This window comes from Rhizobium sp. N324, assembly GCF_001664485.1.
Taxonomy (GTDB): Bacteria; Pseudomonadota; Alphaproteobacteria; order Rhizobiales; family Rhizobiaceae; genus Rhizobium.
In genome coordinates, this window is sequence record NZ_CP013633.1 from 121,491 (window position 1) to 139,286 (window position 17,796).

The 17,796-nt window shown below is 57.2% G+C and carries 16 protein-coding genes and 3 pseudogenes; 15 read left to right on the top strand and 4 right to left on the bottom strand.

What is annotated here, in order from left to right; translation table 11 throughout:
• Window positions 1-64 precede the first annotated feature (64 nt).
• The 4 genes from AMK05_RS26165 to tnpC all read left to right on the top strand — a co-directional run bounded on the left by AMK05_RS26165 (window position 65) and on the right by tnpC (window position 4,241).
• Window positions 65-1,657, top strand: a complete 1,593-nt coding sequence (locus AMK05_RS26165) for an IS66-like element ISRle3 family transposase (protein WP_064842498.1) — start codon at window positions 65-67, stop codon at window positions 1,655-1,657.
• 129 nt (window positions 1,658-1,786) lie between these two features.
• On the top strand, window positions 1,787-2,197 hold the full coding sequence (tnpA, locus tag AMK05_RS26170; protein ID WP_064842501.1) for an IS66-like element accessory protein TnpA: 411 nt from the start codon (window positions 1,787-1,789) through the stop codon (window positions 2,195-2,197).
• Entirely contained in the window at window positions 2,194-2,541 is a 348-nt protein-coding gene (gene tnpB / locus AMK05_RS26175) for an IS66 family insertion sequence element accessory protein TnpB (protein ID WP_064842504.1), read from the top strand. The genes tnpA and tnpB overlap by 4 nt, the downstream gene beginning before the upstream one ends.
• A gap of 44 nt (window positions 2,542-2,585) precedes the next feature.
• Entirely contained in the window at window positions 2,586-4,241 is a 1,656-nt protein-coding gene (gene tnpC, locus AMK05_RS26180) for an IS66 family transposase (protein ID WP_064842507.1), read from the top strand.
• A 301-nt stretch (window positions 4,242-4,542) separates the two neighbouring features.
• On the opposite strand, the pseudogene AMK05_RS35730 reads toward tnpC, so the two are convergent.
• A pseudogene (locus AMK05_RS35730) lies at window positions 4,543-4,709 on the bottom strand (type II toxin-antitoxin system HipA family toxin); the annotation flags it as partial.
• A pseudogene (locus AMK05_RS26185) lies at window positions 4,702-5,035 on the bottom strand (helix-turn-helix domain-containing protein). The pseudogenes AMK05_RS26185 and AMK05_RS35730, both read right to left, overlap by 8 nt.
• A 596-nt stretch (window positions 5,036-5,631) precedes the next feature.
• Between AMK05_RS26185 and AMK05_RS26190 the strand changes: the two are divergent.
• The 11 genes from AMK05_RS26190 (at window position 5,632) to AMK05_RS26240 (ending at window position 16,190) form a co-directional block, all read left to right on the top strand.
• Complete coding sequence (locus tag AMK05_RS26190) at window positions 5,632-6,312, top strand: GntR family transcriptional regulator (protein ID WP_004668612.1); 681 nt, start codon at window positions 5,632-5,634, stop codon at window positions 6,310-6,312.
• A 313-nt stretch (window positions 6,313-6,625) separates the two neighbouring features.
• Window positions 6,626-7,510: an NAD(P)-dependent oxidoreductase gene (locus AMK05_RS26195; protein ID WP_011053340.1), complete on the top strand. Its 885-nt coding sequence runs from the start codon at window positions 6,626-6,628 to the stop codon at window positions 7,508-7,510.
• 77 nt (window positions 7,511-7,587) lie between these two features.
• Window positions 7,588-8,016, top strand: coding sequence for a carboxymuconolactone decarboxylase family protein (locus AMK05_RS26200; protein ID WP_004668619.1), 429 nt, complete (start codon window positions 7,588-7,590; stop codon window positions 8,014-8,016).
• A gap of 77 nt (window positions 8,017-8,093) precedes the next feature.
• Window positions 8,094-8,477, top strand: a complete 384-nt coding sequence (locus AMK05_RS26205; RefSeq protein ID WP_004668622.1) for a hypothetical protein — start codon at window positions 8,094-8,096, stop codon at window positions 8,475-8,477.
• Window positions 8,474-9,370 (top strand): alpha/beta fold hydrolase, encoded by an 897-nt coding sequence (locus tag AMK05_RS26210; RefSeq protein ID WP_004668623.1) that lies wholly within the window; start codon window positions 8,474-8,476, stop codon window positions 9,368-9,370. The genes AMK05_RS26205 and AMK05_RS26210 overlap by 4 nt, the downstream gene beginning before the upstream one ends.
• Before the next feature lie 25 nt (window positions 9,371-9,395).
• Window positions 9,396-10,562 carry an ABC transporter substrate-binding protein gene (locus AMK05_RS26215; RefSeq protein WP_064842512.1) on the top strand — a complete coding sequence of 389 codons (1,167 nt, stop codon included), beginning with the start codon at window positions 9,396-9,398 and terminating at the stop codon, window positions 10,560-10,562.
• Between the two features lie 91 nt (window positions 10,563-10,653).
• A complete protein-coding gene (locus AMK05_RS26220) occupies window positions 10,654-12,207 on the top strand; it encodes a sugar ABC transporter ATP-binding protein (RefSeq protein WP_064842514.1) in 1,554 nt (517 codons plus the stop codon).
• Entirely contained in the window at window positions 12,204-13,178 is a 975-nt protein-coding gene (locus tag AMK05_RS26225) for an ABC transporter permease (protein ID WP_008534336.1), read from the top strand. The genes AMK05_RS26220 and AMK05_RS26225 overlap by 4 nt, the downstream gene beginning before the upstream one ends.
• Window positions 13,179-13,189: 11 nt before the next feature.
• Window positions 13,190-14,209 (top strand): ABC transporter permease, encoded by a 1,020-nt coding sequence (locus tag AMK05_RS26230; RefSeq protein ID WP_004668632.1) that lies wholly within the window; start codon window positions 13,190-13,192, stop codon window positions 14,207-14,209.
• Between the two features lie 23 nt (window positions 14,210-14,232).
• Entirely contained in the window at window positions 14,233-15,720 is a 1,488-nt protein-coding gene (locus AMK05_RS26235) for an NAD-dependent succinate-semialdehyde dehydrogenase (RefSeq protein ID WP_064842517.1), read from the top strand.
• 284 nt (window positions 15,721-16,004) lie between these two features.
• Entirely contained in the window at window positions 16,005-16,190 is a 186-nt protein-coding gene (locus AMK05_RS26240; protein WP_064842519.1) for a hypothetical protein, read from the top strand.
• 68 nt (window positions 16,191-16,258) lie between these two features.
• Here the strand turns inward: AMK05_RS26240 and AMK05_RS35735 are convergent.
• Window positions 16,259-16,419, bottom strand: a pseudogene (locus tag AMK05_RS35735) (group II intron reverse transcriptase/maturase); the annotation flags it as partial.
• 121 nt (window positions 16,420-16,540) lie between these two features.
• A protein-coding gene (locus tag AMK05_RS26245; RefSeq protein ID WP_089152671.1) for an IS3 family transposase occupies window positions 16,541-17,730 on the bottom strand; the annotation gives its coding sequence in 2 pieces (ribosomal slippage) (window positions 16,541-17,481 and window positions 17,481-17,730; 1,191 coding nt in all).
• Window positions 17,731-17,796: the final 66 nt, after the last annotated feature.

A 17,796-nucleotide genomic window follows, 5' to 3' on the forward strand; every position in this document is an offset into this window, starting at 1 on the left:
GCGAAGTGAATCAGGTCCCTGAAACCATGGGCGGATCGCGGCAAAATATGCTCTGATCATACCCATGACGCGACCCGATATCGAGCTCCCGGATGATGTAGAGGCTCTGAAAGCCATGGTTCTTGCCATGGCCGCAAAAGCAGCCCGCGTCGAGGCTTTGGAGAAGCAGGTTGACGATCTAGAGGCCCGCAACGCGGACGCCAATGAGCGCATCGAGCGGCTGACGCAGATCCTGAAGGCTTTCGATCGCGCCCGATTTGGCCGACGCTCGGAAAGGCTTGCATCATCCACCGTCGATGACGAGCAGCATGCCTTTGTCTTCGAAGAGATCGAGACCGGCATTGCGACGATCAAGGCTCAGGTCACGAAAGGCCGCGGTAGCGCGGACAGCAAACGCGCTCCGCGGCCACGCAAGGGCTTTGCGCCTCATCTTGAGCGCGTCGAGGTCGTGATCGAACCGGAAGAGCTTCCAGAACATGCAGGTAAGACCAAAATCCTGATTGGAGAAGACGTCTCCGAGCGGCTGGATGTCGTGGCAGCGAAGTTCCGTGTCATCGTCACCCGCCGGCCGAAGTATGCCTTTAGGAACGAGGATGGTGTCGTCCAGGCGGCGGCTCCGGCACATATCATCGAAGGTGGCATTCCGACGGAAGCACTTCTGGCCCAGATCGCCGTTTCCAAATATGCCGACGGGCTGCCACTCTATCGCCAGGAAGCCATCTACGCACGCGACAAGGTCGAACTCGACCGCAAGCTGATGGCTCAATGGATGGGCAAGCTGGGGTTCGAGCTCAATATCCTCGCCGACTACATCCTCGATGAGATCAAGAAGGCCGAACGGATCTTTGCCGACGAAACGACCTTGCCCACACTTGCACCTGGTTCCGGATCAGCGAAGACGGCATGGCTATGGGCGTATGCCAGGGATGACCGGACTTTTGGGGGCAGCGGTCCACCGATGGTAGCCTATCGCTTCGAGGACAGTCGAGCCACCGAGTGTGTCGCACGACACCTGAGCGGCTATCGTGGAATCCTGCAGGTCGACGGATATGCCGCTTATAACAAGCTCGTCCGGAAAGATGGAGGCAATGACAGCGCCATCCTGGCCGGCTGTTGGTCGCACAGCCGGAGAAAGTTCTACGAGTTGCATGTCGCAAAGAGCTCGAAGGTCGCTACAGACACCGTCGAGCGTATGGCGAGGTTATGGGAGATCGAGGAGCGTGTGCGCGGCCAAAGCCCTGAAGCTCGTGTCGCTGCACGCCAGGAGATCTCCGCAGCGATCGTCCGTGACCTCTTCACTCTCTGGCAGGCGACCCTGCCACGGGTCTCTGGAAAATCCAAACTCGCCGAAGCTCTGCGGTATGCCATCTCGCGTCGAGACATCTTCGAGCGCTTCCTGACCGACGGCCGCATCGAACTCGACTCCAACATAGTCGAGCGAGCAATCAGACCCCAAGCGATCACGAGGAAAAATAGTCTATTCGCTGGAAGCGACGGTGGCGGCCGGACTTGGGCGACCATCGCGACGCTCCTGCAAACGGCAAAGATGAATGCAGTCGATCCGCAAGCTTGGTTGACCCAGACGCTTGAGCGCCTTGCGAATGGATGGCCCAGCAGTGAAATCGACGCGCTCATGCCATGGAACTACGCCGCCTGAACGGCCACGGCTTGTCGCTTACTATTGAGCCACAGAAAGCCGTGATTTTTCGTAATCCCACGGTGACGGCCGTCTTGCGATGACAGGCTACTGACTGTCAGTCCTAGTGGTAACACTAGGAGTAGTCATATGACGAAGCATCCAATTGAGGTGATCACGTCTGTAGAGCGCCGTCGGCGCTGGTCACGCGAAGACAAAGAGCGCCTCGTCGCTGCCTGCTTTGAGCCGGACGCGGTTATCTCTGAGATTGCTCGCGCGGCCGGTATCCATGTCAGCCAGTTGTTCCGTTGGCGCAAGGAGCTGTGCCGGATCGAGGAGCCGAAGACCGAGGTGGGAACCACGTTGGTGCCGGTGATCGTGTCGGAGACCGCGCCGGCAGCCTCTCCCGTTCAACCGGAGCCGCCCACTACATCCCATGCGAGACGGAAGCGCAGCGACGTAACGATTGAGCTGGGTCGGGGCCGGCGTGTCCGGGTGGACAGCGATATCGAAACGGAAGCGCTTGGCCGGATTCTCGATTGCGTATTGGGTCTTCGATGATCCCGGTTCCGAGTGGGGTGAAGGTCTGGCTGGCGACGGGCCACACCGATATGCGCAAAGGCTTCCCCGGTCTGTCGTTGATGGTGCAGGAGGCGCTGAAGCGTGACCCGATGTCTGGGCACCTGTTCGTATTCCGCGGCCGAGGCGGTGGCCTGATCAAGGTGATCTGGCATGACGGTCAAGGAGCTTGCCTGTTCACGAAGAAACTGGAGCGTGGACGCTTTATTTGGCCATCAGCAGCCGATGGCACGGTGGTGATCACGCCTGCGCGGCTCGGTTATCTGCTGGAAGGTATCGACTGGCGGATGCCGCAAAAGACCTGGCGGCCGACGTCGGTCGGATGAGCAAAACACTGGAATGACGGGGTCGAATATGATTCCATCCTGTCATGAGCAACGCGACCGAAGAACTTCCGGACGACCTTGCCAGTGCGCTTGCACTGCTGGCCCAGGAACGCGCTCGACGTGTTGCAGCCGAAGCAGAAGCAGCGGTCGCCAAGACTGAGGCCGCCAGCGCAAAGGCACTCGTATCGAATTCCGAGGCGCTGATCGCCGGGCTGAAGCTGGAGATCGAGAAGGTTCGCCGTGAACTCTACGGCAGCCGGTCCGAGCGCAAAGCGCGGCTCCTCGAGCAGATGGAACTGCAGCTCGAAGAACTTGAGGCAGACGCCGGTGAAGATGAACTGGTCGCGGAGATCGCAGCCAAAGCTTCAGGAGTCAAAACCTTCGAGCGCAAGGGTCCATCTCGCAAACCGTTTCCCGAGCATCTGCCGCGTGAACGCGTCGTTATCGCCGCTCCCGCGAATTGCGCCTGCTGCGGATCGACCAAACTGTCGAAACTCGGCGAGGACATCACCGAAACCCTGGAGGTTGTCCCACGCCAGTGGAAGGTCATCCAGACGGTGCGGGAGAAGTTCACCTGCCGCGAGTGTGAGAAGATCACGCAGCCGCCAGCACCCTTCCATGTGACGCCCCGCGGTTTTGCCGGGCCGAACCTGCTGGCCATGATCCTGTTCGAGAAGTTCGCCCAGCACCAGCCGCTCAACCGCCAAAGCGAACGCTATGCACGCGAGGGCGTCGACCTCAGCCTGTCGACGCTGGCCGACCAGGTCGGAGCATGTGCCGCGGCGTTGAAGCCCATTCACTCCCTGATCGAGGCGCATGTCCTTGCTGCCGAACGTCTGCACGGCGACGACACGACCGTGCCGATCCTGGCCAAGGGAAAGACCGATACGGGCCGCATCTGGACCTATGTCAGGGACGATCGGCCGTTCGGAGGGCTCTCTCCGCCGGCGGCCCTTTACTATGCCTCGCGGGACCGACGGCAGGAGCATCCAGAGCGCCACCTGAAGACCTTCACCGGCATTTTGCAGGCGGACGCCTACGGCGGCTACAATCCACTGTTCAAGGTTGATCGTGATCCCGATCCCCTGACGCAGGCACTGTGCTGGGCGCACTCGCGTCGCAAATTCTTCGTACTCGCGGACATTGCTGCAAACGCCACGCGTGGAAAGAACGCTACGCCGATCTCGCCTATGGCGCTCGAAGCCGTCAAACGCATCGATGCCCTGTTCGATATCGAGCGGGAGATCAACGGGCTTGCCGCCGATCAACGCCTGGAGCGTCGCCGCAGAGACAGTCTGCCGCTCGTCGACGATCTGCAGGCTTGGCTTCAAACCGAGCGGTCGAAGCTGTCACGCAGTTCTCCGGTCGCAGAGGCGATCGACTACATGCTCAAGCGTTGGGATGGATTCACGTCATTCTTGCAGGATGGCCGGATTTGCCTGACGAACAATGCCGCCGAGCGGGCGCTCAGAGGCTTCGCACTCGGCAGAAAATCATGGCTCTTTGCCGGGTCGGATCGCGGCGCTGACCGTGCCGCCTTCATGGCCACGCTGATCATGACGGCAAAACTCAACGACATCAATCCGCAGGCATGGCTTGCCGACGTCCTTGCCCGTATCGCAGACACGCCGATTACCAGGCTGGAGCAACTGCTTCCATGGAATTGGAAATCGCCGGCTGCAGACGCTCAAGCGGCGTGACTGACAGCGGTTGCGTGTCGGCTCCCGATCCATTGCGAGCAAGCGCCGTTACCTACTTCCTTGATCCGTTCTTGCAGTGAACGCACCAAATCCCCTTGCTTGGGGATTGTAGGGCGGGTTTGCCGCATCGTGGGCAGACAGTGGCAATGGAGCCAGTCCTGTAGGTCATTGCGCACCCCTTACCGCGACAAGAAAATTATTCGCCTACCCAATGCATACAGCATTGTGCCTGCCTTCTCCATTGGTCACGGAGAACTAAGTGGCCAGGAAAGCGGCCTTCGCCGGATGCTTACGATTTTTCTCCCCAGCTCAGAGCTAGAGCGGGCTGCAGCGAGAAGCGGCCGGGGTCCTCGAGCCAGGCACGATCATACTCAAACACGATTGTTTCGGCACCACGGGCGCGATTGCTCCGGGCCAGATGGGACGTGTGCGGCCGTGAAGGTCGAGATGAACTTCGAAATCAGCCATCGCGTGACGATCCCGGTGATCGCCTTGGGTGAGCGTGCTTGGGCAACTCTGCATTGGCCAGAGACTGGCCGACGCTGTCGTTACCGATGTCGGCGACTTGGCTCAGCCCATCTAGCAGGCCGAGTGCCTGGAGGACGCCTGCATAGATGCCGATGCTGACATTGGTGTCGCCGGCCTCGATCTTTTGAAGCGTTGAGCGTGAGGTGAAGGCACGTTCGGCTACTACCGCCATAGGCAGGCGGCGACGTCGACGTGCGTCGTGGATGTCTGCGCCCAGTTTGCGCAGCGCGCCGCACAGCGGCCGGAGGGTTGTGAGGTGTCGGAATTTGTCACCTTCGCACTACAGATTGCACTAGATATGTAGCACGAAGGTTACAATTTTTCAAGAGAGATGGTCAGAGAGAAAAGTGGTTAGAATGGGAATTGCGGGAGCGATAGCGCAAGTACGAGCCAGGCTGGCAGGCGAAGAAAGATGGCGGATCTTGAGGCGCTCAAGATCGATGCCGCCTCCGGACTGGAGGCGCGATCGGAACCACTATCGTCTGCTGATGCGGCTTTTGCCGATTGCCAAGCTGCACCCGGCCCTTAGTCGAACGGGTGCTCCTGGAAGATGCGGTGGTGTCGGTGACCGTGGACACCTCGTCGATCAGGGTCGCAACCGTGGCTGGTTTTGAGAAATCGGCGGGCGGACATTGTCGGCCATCAGGACACCAATTGAACTAGGCCATTTGGACTAGAATTTCCACTTATGGCGCGCCAACCGATCGGTTCCTCATGGATCGGGAAGCCGACCTCTACACAGCGGGCTCAATCCTCGAGAATAGTTGCTAATGACCGCTCATCAGACAATCTGATTGAAAGTTCCCCGCGAAGCAGCCATATATTTAGCTCAAATTCATTAGTGCTACGTAGGACATTGATCATGGTAGATGTGGAGCTGCAGGTCGCTCGGCAAAATGCCTCTCTTCGAGTGCAAGTCGAAGAAAGGCTCAGACAGGCTATTGCGACGGGCAAGTTCAAGCCGGGGCAAAGGCTCGTCGAGCGCGAGCTTTGCGAAATGATCGGCGTGGGTCGCACGTCCGTCCGTGAAGCGCTTCGGCAGCTTGAGGCAGAGGGATTGATCACAAGCTTCCCCCACAAGGGTCCAGTTGTCAGTATCATAACCTATGAGGAGGCCGCTCAGCTCTACACCGTCCGCGCGCTGCTCGAGGGGTTTGCTGGTCAGCAGTTCGCCGAAAATGGAACGGCGGAAGATATTGCCACTTTGCAAGATGCCGTTAGAGAATTCGAAGCGTCGGCGGAAAGCGGCGTGGGACACAGGCTCATCGCTGCCAAAAACGCCTTCTATGACTGCTTGATGGATGGCAGCAAAAACGTCTTCGTCAGGCAAATGCTAACATCGCTGCACAACCGGATCAATCTTCTGCGCATGACTTCGATGACACAACCGGGGCGCCTCAAACATAGCATTGCAGAAATCAAAGAGATTGCCGAAGCGATCCAAAATCGCAACGGACCCAGGGCTGCGGCCGCTTGTAAGCACCACATTGATATGGCTGCGAAAGTCGCACTCGAGTACCTGCGCAACAACACCTCAGGCTGATGCCATAAGATTTTCCGAAAATTGACAGATTGTCTGATGCTGTAGGTGGCCGGGTGTAATCAAATCCTTCAGGCACGGTGCTTTTGACAACGCAACAACCTCTCTGGTGTCCATCGGACGATAAGATGGGTGCTGCTTGCACGGTCATTTTAAGTGAGGTGATTGAAGAAGCGACAGCAAAATTGGCGTCGTAGCGAGGGCGCACCGGCCCAAGCATGAATTTTCCGATTGACAGATTGTCTGATAGGTCGTTAACTACTCCTCACTAACGGAGGTAGCTGATTGTGCTTGCCTCACATTCGGGAGCGGGACGTTGTCACCACGAAAAAATCTGCGCGTCGCCTTTATTGGTCTCGGCGCAATGGGCGGGCCGATGGCACAACATCTGTTGTCGGCTCAATTCGAAGTCACTGGCTTTGATCTATCGGCCGAGGCTAGGGAAAGGTTCGCGGCCGTCGGCGGCGTTCCGGCAGAGACGGTAGCGGAAGCATTCAATGGCGCCGATGTTGCGGTTACCATGCTTCCCAACGGCAAGATTGTTCAAGACGCGCTCTTCAAGGATGGGGCCTGGCAATCCCTGAGTGCTGACGCGCTTGTCATCGACATGAGCTCATCGGCGCCCAATGATACTCGTGAGCTCGCAGAGCGCTTGCATCAGAAGGGCTTGCGGCTGGTCGATGCTCCCGTGTCAGGCGGAGTGAAGCGAGCCGTCGAAGGCTCTCTTACTATCATGGCAGGCGGTGCTTCTGACGATATCGATCAAGCTGATCCCATCCTGTGCGCCATGGGCGGCCAGATTTTTAGGACAGGCCCGATCGGCTCAGGGCACGCCATGAAAGCCATCAACAATTTCGTATCGGGAGCCGGGGTTCTGGCAGCTATCGAAGGCGTTCTTCTTGGCCGAACGTTTGGTCTCGATCCTAGAACGATCGTCGATATTCTCAACTCGTCGTCTGGCAAGAACAACGCAACAGAAGTGAAGATGAAGCAGTTCATCCTCTCGGAGACTTTTGGCTCTGGTTTTGCTTTGGGGCTTATGGCGAAAGACATTAGGATTGCAGCGGACTTGTCGAAGGCGCTCAATCTCCAGCTGCCGACATTGGCCGGTACCGCTGATGCCTGGGATGCTGCTCGGCATGCTTTAGGCCCCGATGTCGACCATACGAAAATTGCGCAGTTCGTGAAAGATCAGGCCTGACCGCGAAAAACTACGCCAAACTGACAGTTGAAAATTGTCTGATAATCTGTCAAATATGATGAAGGGAGCGAAACCCAATGGCCACTTTGGACAGGAAAGATAAGGGGTCTAAGGCCGGCGAGCGAACAGCTCCATCGGAGCAGTTCAAGCGCGGACTTGCTACTCGTCGGCAGGTGATGGGGGACGCTTACGTTGATGCGGCCCTCGGAAAGGCGACCGACTTCACCTGGCCGATGCAGGAACTCGTCACCGAGTATTGTTGGGACAATATCTGGAACCGACCTGGCCTCGACCGTCGCGCTCGATCGATCCTCAACCTTGGAATGATAGCGGTTTTAAACCGACCGCACGAGCTCAGAGGCCACATCCGCGGCGCCATCAACAACGGTGTTACGAAACAGGAGATCCAGGAGATCTTCCTTCAGGTGGCTATCTACGTTGGTGTGCCAGCAGGCATCGACAGTTTCAGGCATGCCCAGGAAGTATTCACCGAAATGGGCATTTGAGAATGTGCTGTCCCGTGAGGGGGCATGTACAACATGCGCGGAGTTCTCAGCGCTTATCAACAAGGGAGGAGCCTAAAATGGCGATAGATCTCAAGAAATTCATAGAATTCGTGCGTGAGGATTTCGAGTTCAAGCGCGAAACTCGTTATCTTAACGGTATATTAAAATGCGATTTCCCTACCCGCAGTGTAGCGCTTCATTTCGAGGACGGTACGTTGCTAAAGGTGGAAGAGGCCGAATACGACGACGACAAGTGCACTATCGTCATACGCGGGACCGGTTCACAGTGGGAGGCGCTGCTTCAGCACAAACCCTTGCCGTTTTATCAGTGCTTGCAGTCATCAAACATCAAGCATGGCCTCTACCTTAGCAGTAACAACGAAACCTTCGCGTATCTGCCTGCTCTCAACCGCATGACCACCCTGATGCGCAATGCCCGTTCTGAAGGAGCAGCAGCATGACCAAGTTTGACCCCATTATCGGCCGTTATCTCTATCTCACCGTAGAAGGTATCGAGTACCGCGTCTATTACGAAGAAGCGGGCCAGGGGATTCCGCTTCTCGTCGGTCATACGGCAGGGTCCGACGGTCGCCAATACCGTCATATGCTTTGCGATTCCGACGTGACGAAAAATTTTCGCGTCATCGCGTTCGATCTGCCGTATCACGGCAAGTCCCTTCCCCCCTACGGCGTTCGCTGGTGGGAGAAGGAATACAACATGACCAAGAAGTTCATGATGGACTTCCAGCTCGAACTCTCAAAAGCGCTCGACCTAGACCGCCCCGTTTATTTGGGCAGCTCCATGGGCGGCCATCTCGCGATCGACCTGGCATCGAACTATCCGGACAACTTCCGCGCCACGATCTCGGTCGAAGGTGCGTTGCGCTCGGCGGCGGAGTACGTCGACGTCGGTATGGCTGGCATCCGCAGGGAGTTCGACAATCCAAACGTCAATCGCACCTCCATCGGTGCGGCGATGATGCTGAATATCTCACCGTACTCGCCAGAAGCGAATGTCCGTGAAATCCAGTGGGAATACAGCTGCGGTGGACCGGGAATCTTCGCGGGTGATCTTTATTACTACTACTACGACCACGATGTGTCGCCAGAAGAAGCCAGCAAAATCGATACGTCGAAATGTATGCTATACTTCCTCACGGGCGAATACGATCCAAACACGTCCCCGGCCGATACCAAGATTGCTGCAGACCTGGTCAAAGGCTCCAAGTTTTGGACAATGGAAAAGCTCGGACATTTTCCCGTTACTGAGGACTATAGCGAGTTCCGGAAGTATCTGTTGCCGATTCTTGAGGAGATCCAACAGTCATCAGCAGCCCGGTCTAAGGTTGCCTGATCCTTTTCTCGGGAGGAGAACTTCAATGAGGTGCATTCTGAATGTCACACTTGGGGCGCTGATCTCGGTTAGCGCCCTGGCGACAACCGCTTACGCGGATGGTGTCGATCAGCTACCGGCTACAGAAAAGAAGATCTATGAAACTGTAGATCCGCAGATTCCATTGGGGGCGAGCGCCTACAAAGACTTCAAGCCCAAAAAGCTTCCTCCGTGGAAGATCGGCTATGCAAGCAGCTACGCTGGCAACACCTGGCGAGCCGCAGCTCTCGATGCGGTCATGAGCGATCTTTTACCGCGATCAAAGGCTGCGGGCCTGGTGTCTGATGTCGTGGTCACCCAGTCGGATCTTAAAGACGCCGTTCAGATCCAGCAGATGCGTCAGATGGTGGACGAAGGCGTCGATGCAATCATCATCTGCTGCTCGAACGTCACGGCTCTTAATCAGACGATCGAATATGCCTACAAAGCCGGTGTGCCGGTGTTCTCATTTTCGGGCTACGTGACGTCGCCATACGCCATCAATGGCGCGGCCAATCACGCGCAGGGCGGTGCCGAGATGGCGACGTGGCTGGCGGAAAAAATAGGAAAGAAGGGCAATATCCTTCTCGTTTCTGGTATTCCCGGTTTCGCTTCTTCGGACAGCTTTGACAAAGCGGCTAAGGAAGCACTTGCTAAGTACCCCGACATAAAGATCGTCGGTGAAGTTGCAGGGAAGTGGACCGACCAGGTGGCCCAGGTCGAAGTTCAGAAGTTTCTTGCGACGAACCCGACGAAGATTGATGGGATCCTCACGCAGGGGGCCCAAGAGAACGGCGTTCTCAACGCAATGCTGCAGTCAGGTCGAGACATGATCCCGATTACTCTCGGGGGGGAAGCTTCCGCCGCGTGCTACTGGCGCAAGAACCCCGAGTTTGTGGACAGGAGTTTCCATATTTGGCCGCCGCGTCGCGAGATGCAACAGATGTGGGAGATCATGCTCCGCACATTGGAGGGACAAGGCCCTAAGGTTCAGTCCTTCCTTCGACCCGTCTTGCCTTACACCATCGATGAAGTCCGCGCGGCAATACCAGAAGATTGCGACTTGAACTCGACAGACTTCGTGGAGCCCAAGGCGGACGGGTGGTTTCCTGCTGCGATTGCTGCAGACTACTTCGAACGCCCGGCTGATCCCTGGAAGCCTGTGTCGAAGTGAAACTGTTCTGCCCGGTGGGTCTTGCCACCGGACAGAAGTTTCTCTTGTGGGAGGACCGCCTCGCGCGGCCGTTGGGATTAGAGGATCTCCGATGCAAAACCAAACTACGATCAAGTTGATCAATGTTGCCAAGTCTTTCGGCGAGACTAAGGCCTTAAAGAAGTGTGATTTTGAAGCCCGGGCCGGAGAAGTGCACGCCATCGTCGGAGAGAATGGAAGTGGCAAAAGCACGATGGCGAAGATCATGTCTGGAGTGTTGCACCCAGATTCCGGGAGCGTTTCGGTCCTTGGAGAAGAGATTTCGACTCCGACTGACGCCAAGCGCATCGGGCTGACAACGATCTTCCAGGAAGTGCTGGTGGCCGACGAGGCCAGTGTATTGGAAAACCTGTATGTCGGGCGCGACGGCATCTTCCGCTCGCAGGGCGGCAGTGGTCGGCGTACCGAGGCTGAGGAGATCCTGAAACGCCTCGTCGGCAAGCCCGTGGATCTCGATCAGAACGTTGGGGCATTGCCTCTGAGCGTCAAGCAATGGATAGTTATTGCGCGAGCGGTCTTGCGCAGGCCGAAGGTCCTCATCCTCGATGAATCGTCTGCGGCATTAGACCTCGATTCCACGATCCGCCTCCACGAGGAAATTGATCGTCTCCGTAGGGAAGGTGCGACCGTGCTGATCGTAACGCATCGGATCGCTGAACTTGTCCGCATCGCCGATCGAGCCACGATCCTTCGCGACGGCGTCACCATTGGTACGCTCGAGAAGCATGAAATAACTGAAGAGAACCTGCTTTCAATGATGACGCCCGCGGACCGAAACGCAAGCGACGCGAAGGCGTACGAATCAAAGCAAGTAGGCGCCGCCGCGCCGGCCGTGGTAGCGGTAAGAGACCTCGTTACTCACAGCGCGGCAGCGCCCTTCGATTTCGATCTACCGAAAGGAGCGATCATCGGTGTTGCAGGACTCGACGGGCAGGGGCAGGACGCTTTCGTACGCGCCGTTGCGGGTATCATCCAGCCTTTTGGTGGTAATGTCCAAGTCTGGTCATCCAGCACCGAGAGAATGAAAAAGGTCGCATCGCTCGAAGACGCTGCCAAAGCAGGAATCTCGTATATTTCCGGCGACCGCAAGCGTGAAGGTATCTTCCCTCAGCAGAGCATCTTCGAAAATCTTGCCATCGGCGTCTATCGCAAGAACCTCGGTCCTCTTGGTATAATCAATAAGGCCGGCCTCAAACCCATGTTCAAACGCGAGGTGGATCGGCTCCGGATTAAGATTGGAAGTCCGGCGAACAAGATCACCTCACTGTCGGGCGGAAATCAGCAAAAAGTTTTGATCGGCCGTGCCTTTGCAAACGAACCGTCCGTCATCGTCCTTAACGATCCCGCTCGCGGTGTCGACCTCGGAACGAAGCGCGATCTCTACCGCGAACTGCGCCTGTTCACGGAGAAGGGTGGCAGCGTGATTTATCTATCAAGCGAAATCGAAGAGTTCATCGGCTTTGCGGACCGCGTCGACGTCTTCTTTGCTGGAAGGCTTTTCCGGTCGCTAGCGGGCGAGGACATAGCGGAAGAGCCAATCTTGGCCGCAATGTTTGGAAAATCGCCAAACGCCTCCATCGAGTTCGATCTGGAAAGGACTGCATGATGTCTGGAATCGCATTCCGTCAAATCACCCAGGACCGTTCCCTCTTCGTGCCGGCCGGCCTATTCATTGTCCTTTTGGTCGCCGTTGCCCTACGCGGACACGGGCTATTCACGAACAACGGCCTCGCAGGTGCAATCCTTGTCGCCACGCCCTTGATTCTAACGGCGCTTGCCCTCACCCCCATTGTCATGGCGGGTCGTGGAGCAGTGGACCTTTCAGTTGGCCCCTTGATGGGGTTCATCAACGTTACCCTTATTACCTGGCTTGTGGGTAACGGAATTACCAACCCTATCGCAGTGATAGTATGGGCAGTCGGCCTGGGAGCGGCATTCCAGCTACTCCAGGCGCTGGTTATCATTTATGTGCGTGTCGCTCCGATAATCGTTACGCTGTCGGGTTTTCTTGTCCTCTCCGGGTTGAACCTGATGGTGATGTCCCGACCGGGTGGAGTCGCGCCCGACTGGATGCTTAGCTGGGGGGCGGGGACCGACATCATGTCACCTGTTTTGCTGTTGCTGGTTGCAGCGTATGCATTATGGCTCCTTCTCAGGGGGACTATGTTTTACCGCAACCTTCGCATGACGGGTGCGGATGAGCGCATGGCATATACGAGCGGCGTTCGAGTGGACGCAGTCCGCATCATCGCCCACGTTGTTGGTGGAGCATTCGCTGGACTTGCCGCCCTCAGCTACACGGCGCTGATCTCCTCTGGTGATCCGACGCAGGGCAGCACCTACACCCTTCAGGCTGTTACGGCCCTGGTTCTCGGAGGTGCGAGCCTCTCCGGTGGTCGTGGTGGAGCACTTGGATCTACGCTTGGCGCGATCAACATGTTCCTCATCTCCTATCTCCTCTCCACCTTCAACTTCGGCACGGTTTCGGGGTTCGTTACCCAGATGGCATTCGGCTTAATCCTCGTCGGATCACTTCTCGTGAACGTCTTTGTCATCAGTCGCCGCGCGGTTGTGTAAGGAGCAAGATAATGGTCGCGACAGTTATGAATTCCGAAATCAAATCGGCTCAGAAGTCTAACCCGCTCAAGGCTCATCGGAGCATCGTCATTGGCTTTGTTCTTCTGGCCTCTCTCTTAGCACTCGGTGCATTGCTGGTCCCCGGCTTCGTATCATCCCAAAACGCGCGTTCAATCCTTCTTCTCGCAGCGTTTCTGGGGCTTGCCTCCATTGGCCAGACGCTGTGCGCTCTGGTCGGTGCGCTCGATCTTTCGATACCATATATTATTGGAGGCGCGAACATCCTCCTTCCCAGCCTTATGGTCGCAGGTATTCCCGCTCCCCTCGCGATGCTGGTTGTCATGCTCCTCGGTGCGCTTGTCGGGGCCGCCAATGGCGCCCTGAGCTTCCGTCTCCAAGGGCAAGCGCTGATCATGTCGCTCGGAGTTGGCTTCGCGGCCGTCGGTGCGGTCCAGATCTACACCTCACTCGGCTCGGCGTTTGGTGGTACAGTGTTTGCTCCGGTACCCGAATGGCTGAGGAACATTTCGGCGTTCAACGGAAAGTTTTTCGGCCTGTCGCTGCCTCCGGTCATCGTGATCTGGGCTATCGTCGCCATCGCGCTTGGATGGTTCATGTACAACACCTGGTTTGGCCGCAGCATTTACGCCGTCGGCGGAAGCCGGACGGCGGCCGCCCGCCTCGGGATCTCCGAGTTCAAGGTCTGGACCGTCATCCATAGCGTCAGCGGTGCCATGTCTGCAATCACGGGCATGCTGCTACTAGGGTTTTCCGGTGGTGGCTTCGTCGGCGTGGGCGACCCTTATCTTTTCACCACCGTAGCAGCGGTGGTGATTGGAGGGACGTCGCTTCTTGGTGGGGCGGGCGGCTATGGCGCGACAGTGCTCGGTGTTCTTGTCCTGACTGTACTGACCTCGCTTCTAGTTGGCCTCGGACTGAACTTTCCGGCGCAGCAGGCTGTCGTCGGTCTGCTCATCGTTCCGATGGTAGCGATATACGCACGGTCACCACACATTCGAAATCAGATATGATCAATGCATAGAAAGGAAGATCCATGGCAATCTCCAGCACCCTGCTAGGCCGTTTAAAGGACCAGACTCTCGTTCGCGAGCAGATGCTGGTTGGAGGAAAGTGGTCGAGCGAAGGGGTAAACGGCACACGCATCAACGTGCTAAACCCCTCCACGATGGACGTCCTTGCCTCTCTGCCTAGCGCTGGCCTTGCTGAAGTGCGAGCCTCTATCGATGCTGCAAAGGCTTCACAGAAGAAGTGGGCTAAGGTTTCGGCGAAGGAACGCTCGCTGATCATGCGGAAGTTCTACGAAGAGGTGGTGGCTAACGCTGAAGACCTGGCCGTAATTCTGACATCGGAAATGGGCAAGCCACTGGCGGAAGCGCGTGGCGAGATTGCTTACGGAGCTTCCTACATCGAATGGTTCGGTGAGGAAGCCAAGCGTGTCTATGGTGACACCATTCCAGGTCACCAGGCCGACAAGCGACTGCTTGTCATCAAGCAGCCGGTTGGCGTTGTGGCCGCCATCGCTCCTTGGAACTTTCCGTCGGCGATGGTGTGCCGCAAGATCGCGCCGGCGCTCGCGTCCGGCTGCGCGATCGTATTCAAGCCTGCTGCCGAGACTCCGTTATCGGCGCTTGCATTGGCGATCCTCGCGGAGCGTGCCGGAATACCCGATGGCTTGTTCAGCGTCCTCCCGACGGATAATGCAAGAATGTTTGGCGAGGAGGTCTGCTCCAACCCGGTCGTCAAGAAACTGACCTTCACCGGTTCGACCGAAGTTGGCCGTATCTTGATGGCGCAAGGCGCCCAGAAGATCATGAAGCTGAGCCTGGAACTCGGCGGCAATGCGCCGTTTATCGTTTTCGACGATGCAGATCTCGACCAGGCGGTCGAGGGGGCTATGCTTTCTAAGTTTCGTAACGCGGGTCAGACCTGCGTGTGCGCGAACCGTATTTACGTACAGAGCGGGATCCATGACAGGTTCGTCGAGAAGCTGGCAATGCGCGTGAGTGCCTTGCAGGTTCTTGACGGGTTTGAGAGCGGGGCGACGATCGGCCCGTTGATCAACGATGAAGCGGTAGCAAAGCTCTATGGTCATATCGATGACGCTGTGACCAAGGGTGCGACTGTCGTGGTTGGTGGTGACCGCGATGCTCGCGGAGGCACGTTCGTTCAACCAACGCTTCTCTCGGGTGCGACAAAGGATATGAAGGTTGCGCGTGAGGAAACCTTCGCGCCTCTGGCTCCGGTGTTCAAGTTCGATACTGTCGAGGAAGTCATCGAACTCGCGAACGATACGGAATTCGGCTTGGCAGCCTACTTTTTCGCCAACGACCTCAGGAACGTTTGGAAGGTCACAGAGGCGCTGGAATACGGCATGGTTGGCGTGAACACGGGTCTGATTTCCACCGAATTAGCGCCATTCGGCGGCGTCAAGCAATCCGGCTTCGGCCGAGAGGGCTCAAAGTACGGAATGGATGACTTCTTATCCATGAAATACGTCTGCATGGGCGGGATCGGCGCATAGCGATCGCCCAAGGGTCGCTCGCCGACTGAACTTAAAGGGGGAGAGGTCTGTTGAATAGAGGCAGGACAGCAACATCCTCTCCGCCGGTTGCGAGGTCTCAAAAGGCCGGACTTTTCTAGAGGTTTCGCGGGAACTGTCCTACGGATCTTCCCTTCCGACCCCTTCTGGGGAGGGCCTTGCAGACGAGATTTCTGCCTGTCTTTTCGATTGTCGATCCTTCCGCCAATGCCCTACAAGGTAAGTCTTTCCCAGATAGCTTGTAGCCTTCGAAGAGGTAACACGACATGAACGAGCTGTTGCACCGTGGCGTTGTCGTTTCAACGTATCAAAGTCCTGAGCAGGAGCATGATCACCACCCGATCGATGCACGCGTTCGTCCTGAAATCGATCAGGCCGACGATGCTGCACGTGCCAGCGTGGAGGGTCAAGCGAAAGCCATTCGCGTCGACCAGCGACGCGTCAAGGTGTAGTTGTCGGCGGCCGCACCCTCAGTGTCGGTTTGACGTAGCCGCCGATCTTCGCCGGCGCCAGGCCTTTATGGTAGATCCGGATGCGTCCGGGTCATCCAGACGTCAAACGCGTAATGCAGGAGAGATTCGATAGGATCGGGCTGACCACGCCCCCTTGCGGGGTACCACGCATCCGCTCAATGACTTCTCCGTTCTTTTCCATAGGCGCGGTCAACCATCTTTCGATGTAGTGACCTTGCCCAATCATCAGGCACCCGGCGGACTTGTCCCAGGATGACGAAACAGTCCTGGTTTCGACGACGCTTATATTCATAACGGCGCGTCTTCGGAGGTGACCTTGCCCCCAAGTTTTATCCAGTTTTGAGTTCGCTCCGACGGTTTTGGGTTGCTGTATTTGCGGCGGTAGCGGCGGGTTGCGGTGCGGAGCCATTCCGGCTGCGCAGCACCGCATCACGTCGCGGGTTGATGGTCTGGGCGAACTCGGCCGGTGTCAGCCAGCCGAGGCCGGAATGCGGTCGATGATCGTTGTAATCGCTGCACCAGTTTGAAAGCGCTGACCGAGCATACGCCAGTGACGAGAAGAGCGTTTCATTCAGGAACTCGTCTCGCAGCCGCCCATTGAAGCTTTCGATGAAGGCGTTCTGGATCGGCTTGCCGGGCGCGATGTAGTGCCATTCCACCTTGGTCCGATCCGTCCATTGCAGGATCGCGTTGCTGGTGAACTCACTGCCATTGTCGCTGACGATCATCTTCGGTTTGCCTCGCCCCTCGATGATCCGGTCCAACTCACGAGCAACCCGCAGGCCGGAAAGGGACGTATCGGCGACGAGCGCCAGGCACTCCCTGGTGCAATCATCGACCACGGTCAGCACTCGGAACCTGCGCCCATCGGTGAACTGATCCGACACGAAGTCCAACGACCAGCGATCATTGGCTGCCATCGGGATCAGCATCGGCGCTCGTGTGCCTATCGCTCGCTTGCGGCCGCCGCGCTTGCGCACGGCCAGCTTTTCCTCTCGATAGAGCCGGAAGAGCCGCTTGTGGTTCACAAGATGTCCCTCACGTCTGAGCAGCACATGAAGACGTCGATAGCCAAAGCGGCGGCGTTCATGGGCCAGCGCCTTCATCCGATCGCGAAGGTCATGGTCGTCACCGCGCCTGGTTTCGTAACGGATCGTCATCCGACAATAGCCGATGGCTTTACACGCCCGCCGTTCGCTCATCTGATGTTGATCAACCAGATGCGCGACAGCTCGCCGCTTTGCTGCGGGCGTCACCACTTCTTTCCCAAAAGGTCTTTCAAAGCGGCATTGTCGAGCATGGCATCTGCCAGAAGCCGCTTCAGCTTTGTGTTTTCGTCCTCCAGCGTCTTCAGCCGTTTGGCTTCCGACACTTCCATGCCGCCGAACTTCGCTTTCCATTTATAGATGCTGGCATCGCTGACACCGTGTTTGCGGCAAAGCTCCAAGACCGGCGTGCCAGCCTCGTGCTCCTTCAGAATCCCGATGATCTGTTCGTCTGTGAAACGGTTGCGCTTCATTCTCTGGTCCTCTCAATGGGCCAGAGCTTACTTCAAAATGGATTATCTCGACGGGGCAAGGTCAGC

Bases quoted from the DNA above. Each gene is read 5' to 3' on its own strand.
- AMK05_RS26215 (WP_064842512.1), top strand. From the start codon at position 9,396: ATGAGGTGCATTCTGAATGTCACACTTGGGGCGCTGATCTCGGTTAGC.
- AMK05_RS26220 (WP_064842514.1), top strand. From the start codon at position 10,654: ATGCAAAACCAAACTACGATCAAGTTGATCAATGTTGCCAAGTCTTTC.
- AMK05_RS26205 (WP_004668622.1), top strand. From the start codon at position 8,094: ATGGCGATAGATCTCAAGAAATTCATAGAATTCGTGCGTGAGGATTTC.
- AMK05_RS26210 (WP_004668623.1), top strand. From the start codon at position 8,474: ATGACCAAGTTTGACCCCATTATCGGCCGTTATCTCTATCTCACCGTA.
- AMK05_RS26200 (WP_004668619.1), top strand. From the start codon at position 7,588: ATGGCCACTTTGGACAGGAAAGATAAGGGGTCTAAGGCCGGCGAGCGA.
- AMK05_RS26165 (WP_064842498.1), top strand. From the start codon at position 65: ATGACGCGACCCGATATCGAGCTCCCGGATGATGTAGAGGCTCTGAAA.
- AMK05_RS26190 (WP_004668612.1), top strand. From the start codon at position 5,632: ATGGTAGATGTGGAGCTGCAGGTCGCTCGGCAAAATGCCTCTCTTCGA.
- tnpB (WP_064842504.1), top strand. From the start codon at position 2,194: ATGATCCCGGTTCCGAGTGGGGTGAAGGTCTGGCTGGCGACGGGCCAC.
- tnpC (WP_064842507.1), top strand. From the start codon at position 2,586: ATGAGCAACGCGACCGAAGAACTTCCGGACGACCTTGCCAGTGCGCTT.
- AMK05_RS26225 (WP_008534336.1), top strand. From the start codon at position 12,204: ATGATGTCTGGAATCGCATTCCGTCAAATCACCCAGGACCGTTCCCTC.
- tnpA (WP_064842501.1), top strand. From the start codon at position 1,787: ATGACGAAGCATCCAATTGAGGTGATCACGTCTGTAGAGCGCCGTCGG.
- AMK05_RS26240 (WP_064842519.1), top strand. From the start codon at position 16,005: ATGAACGAGCTGTTGCACCGTGGCGTTGTCGTTTCAACGTATCAAAGT.
- AMK05_RS26235 (WP_064842517.1), top strand. From the start codon at position 14,233: ATGGCAATCTCCAGCACCCTGCTAGGCCGTTTAAAGGACCAGACTCTC.
- AMK05_RS26230 (WP_004668632.1), top strand. From the start codon at position 13,190: ATGGTCGCGACAGTTATGAATTCCGAAATCAAATCGGCTCAGAAGTCT.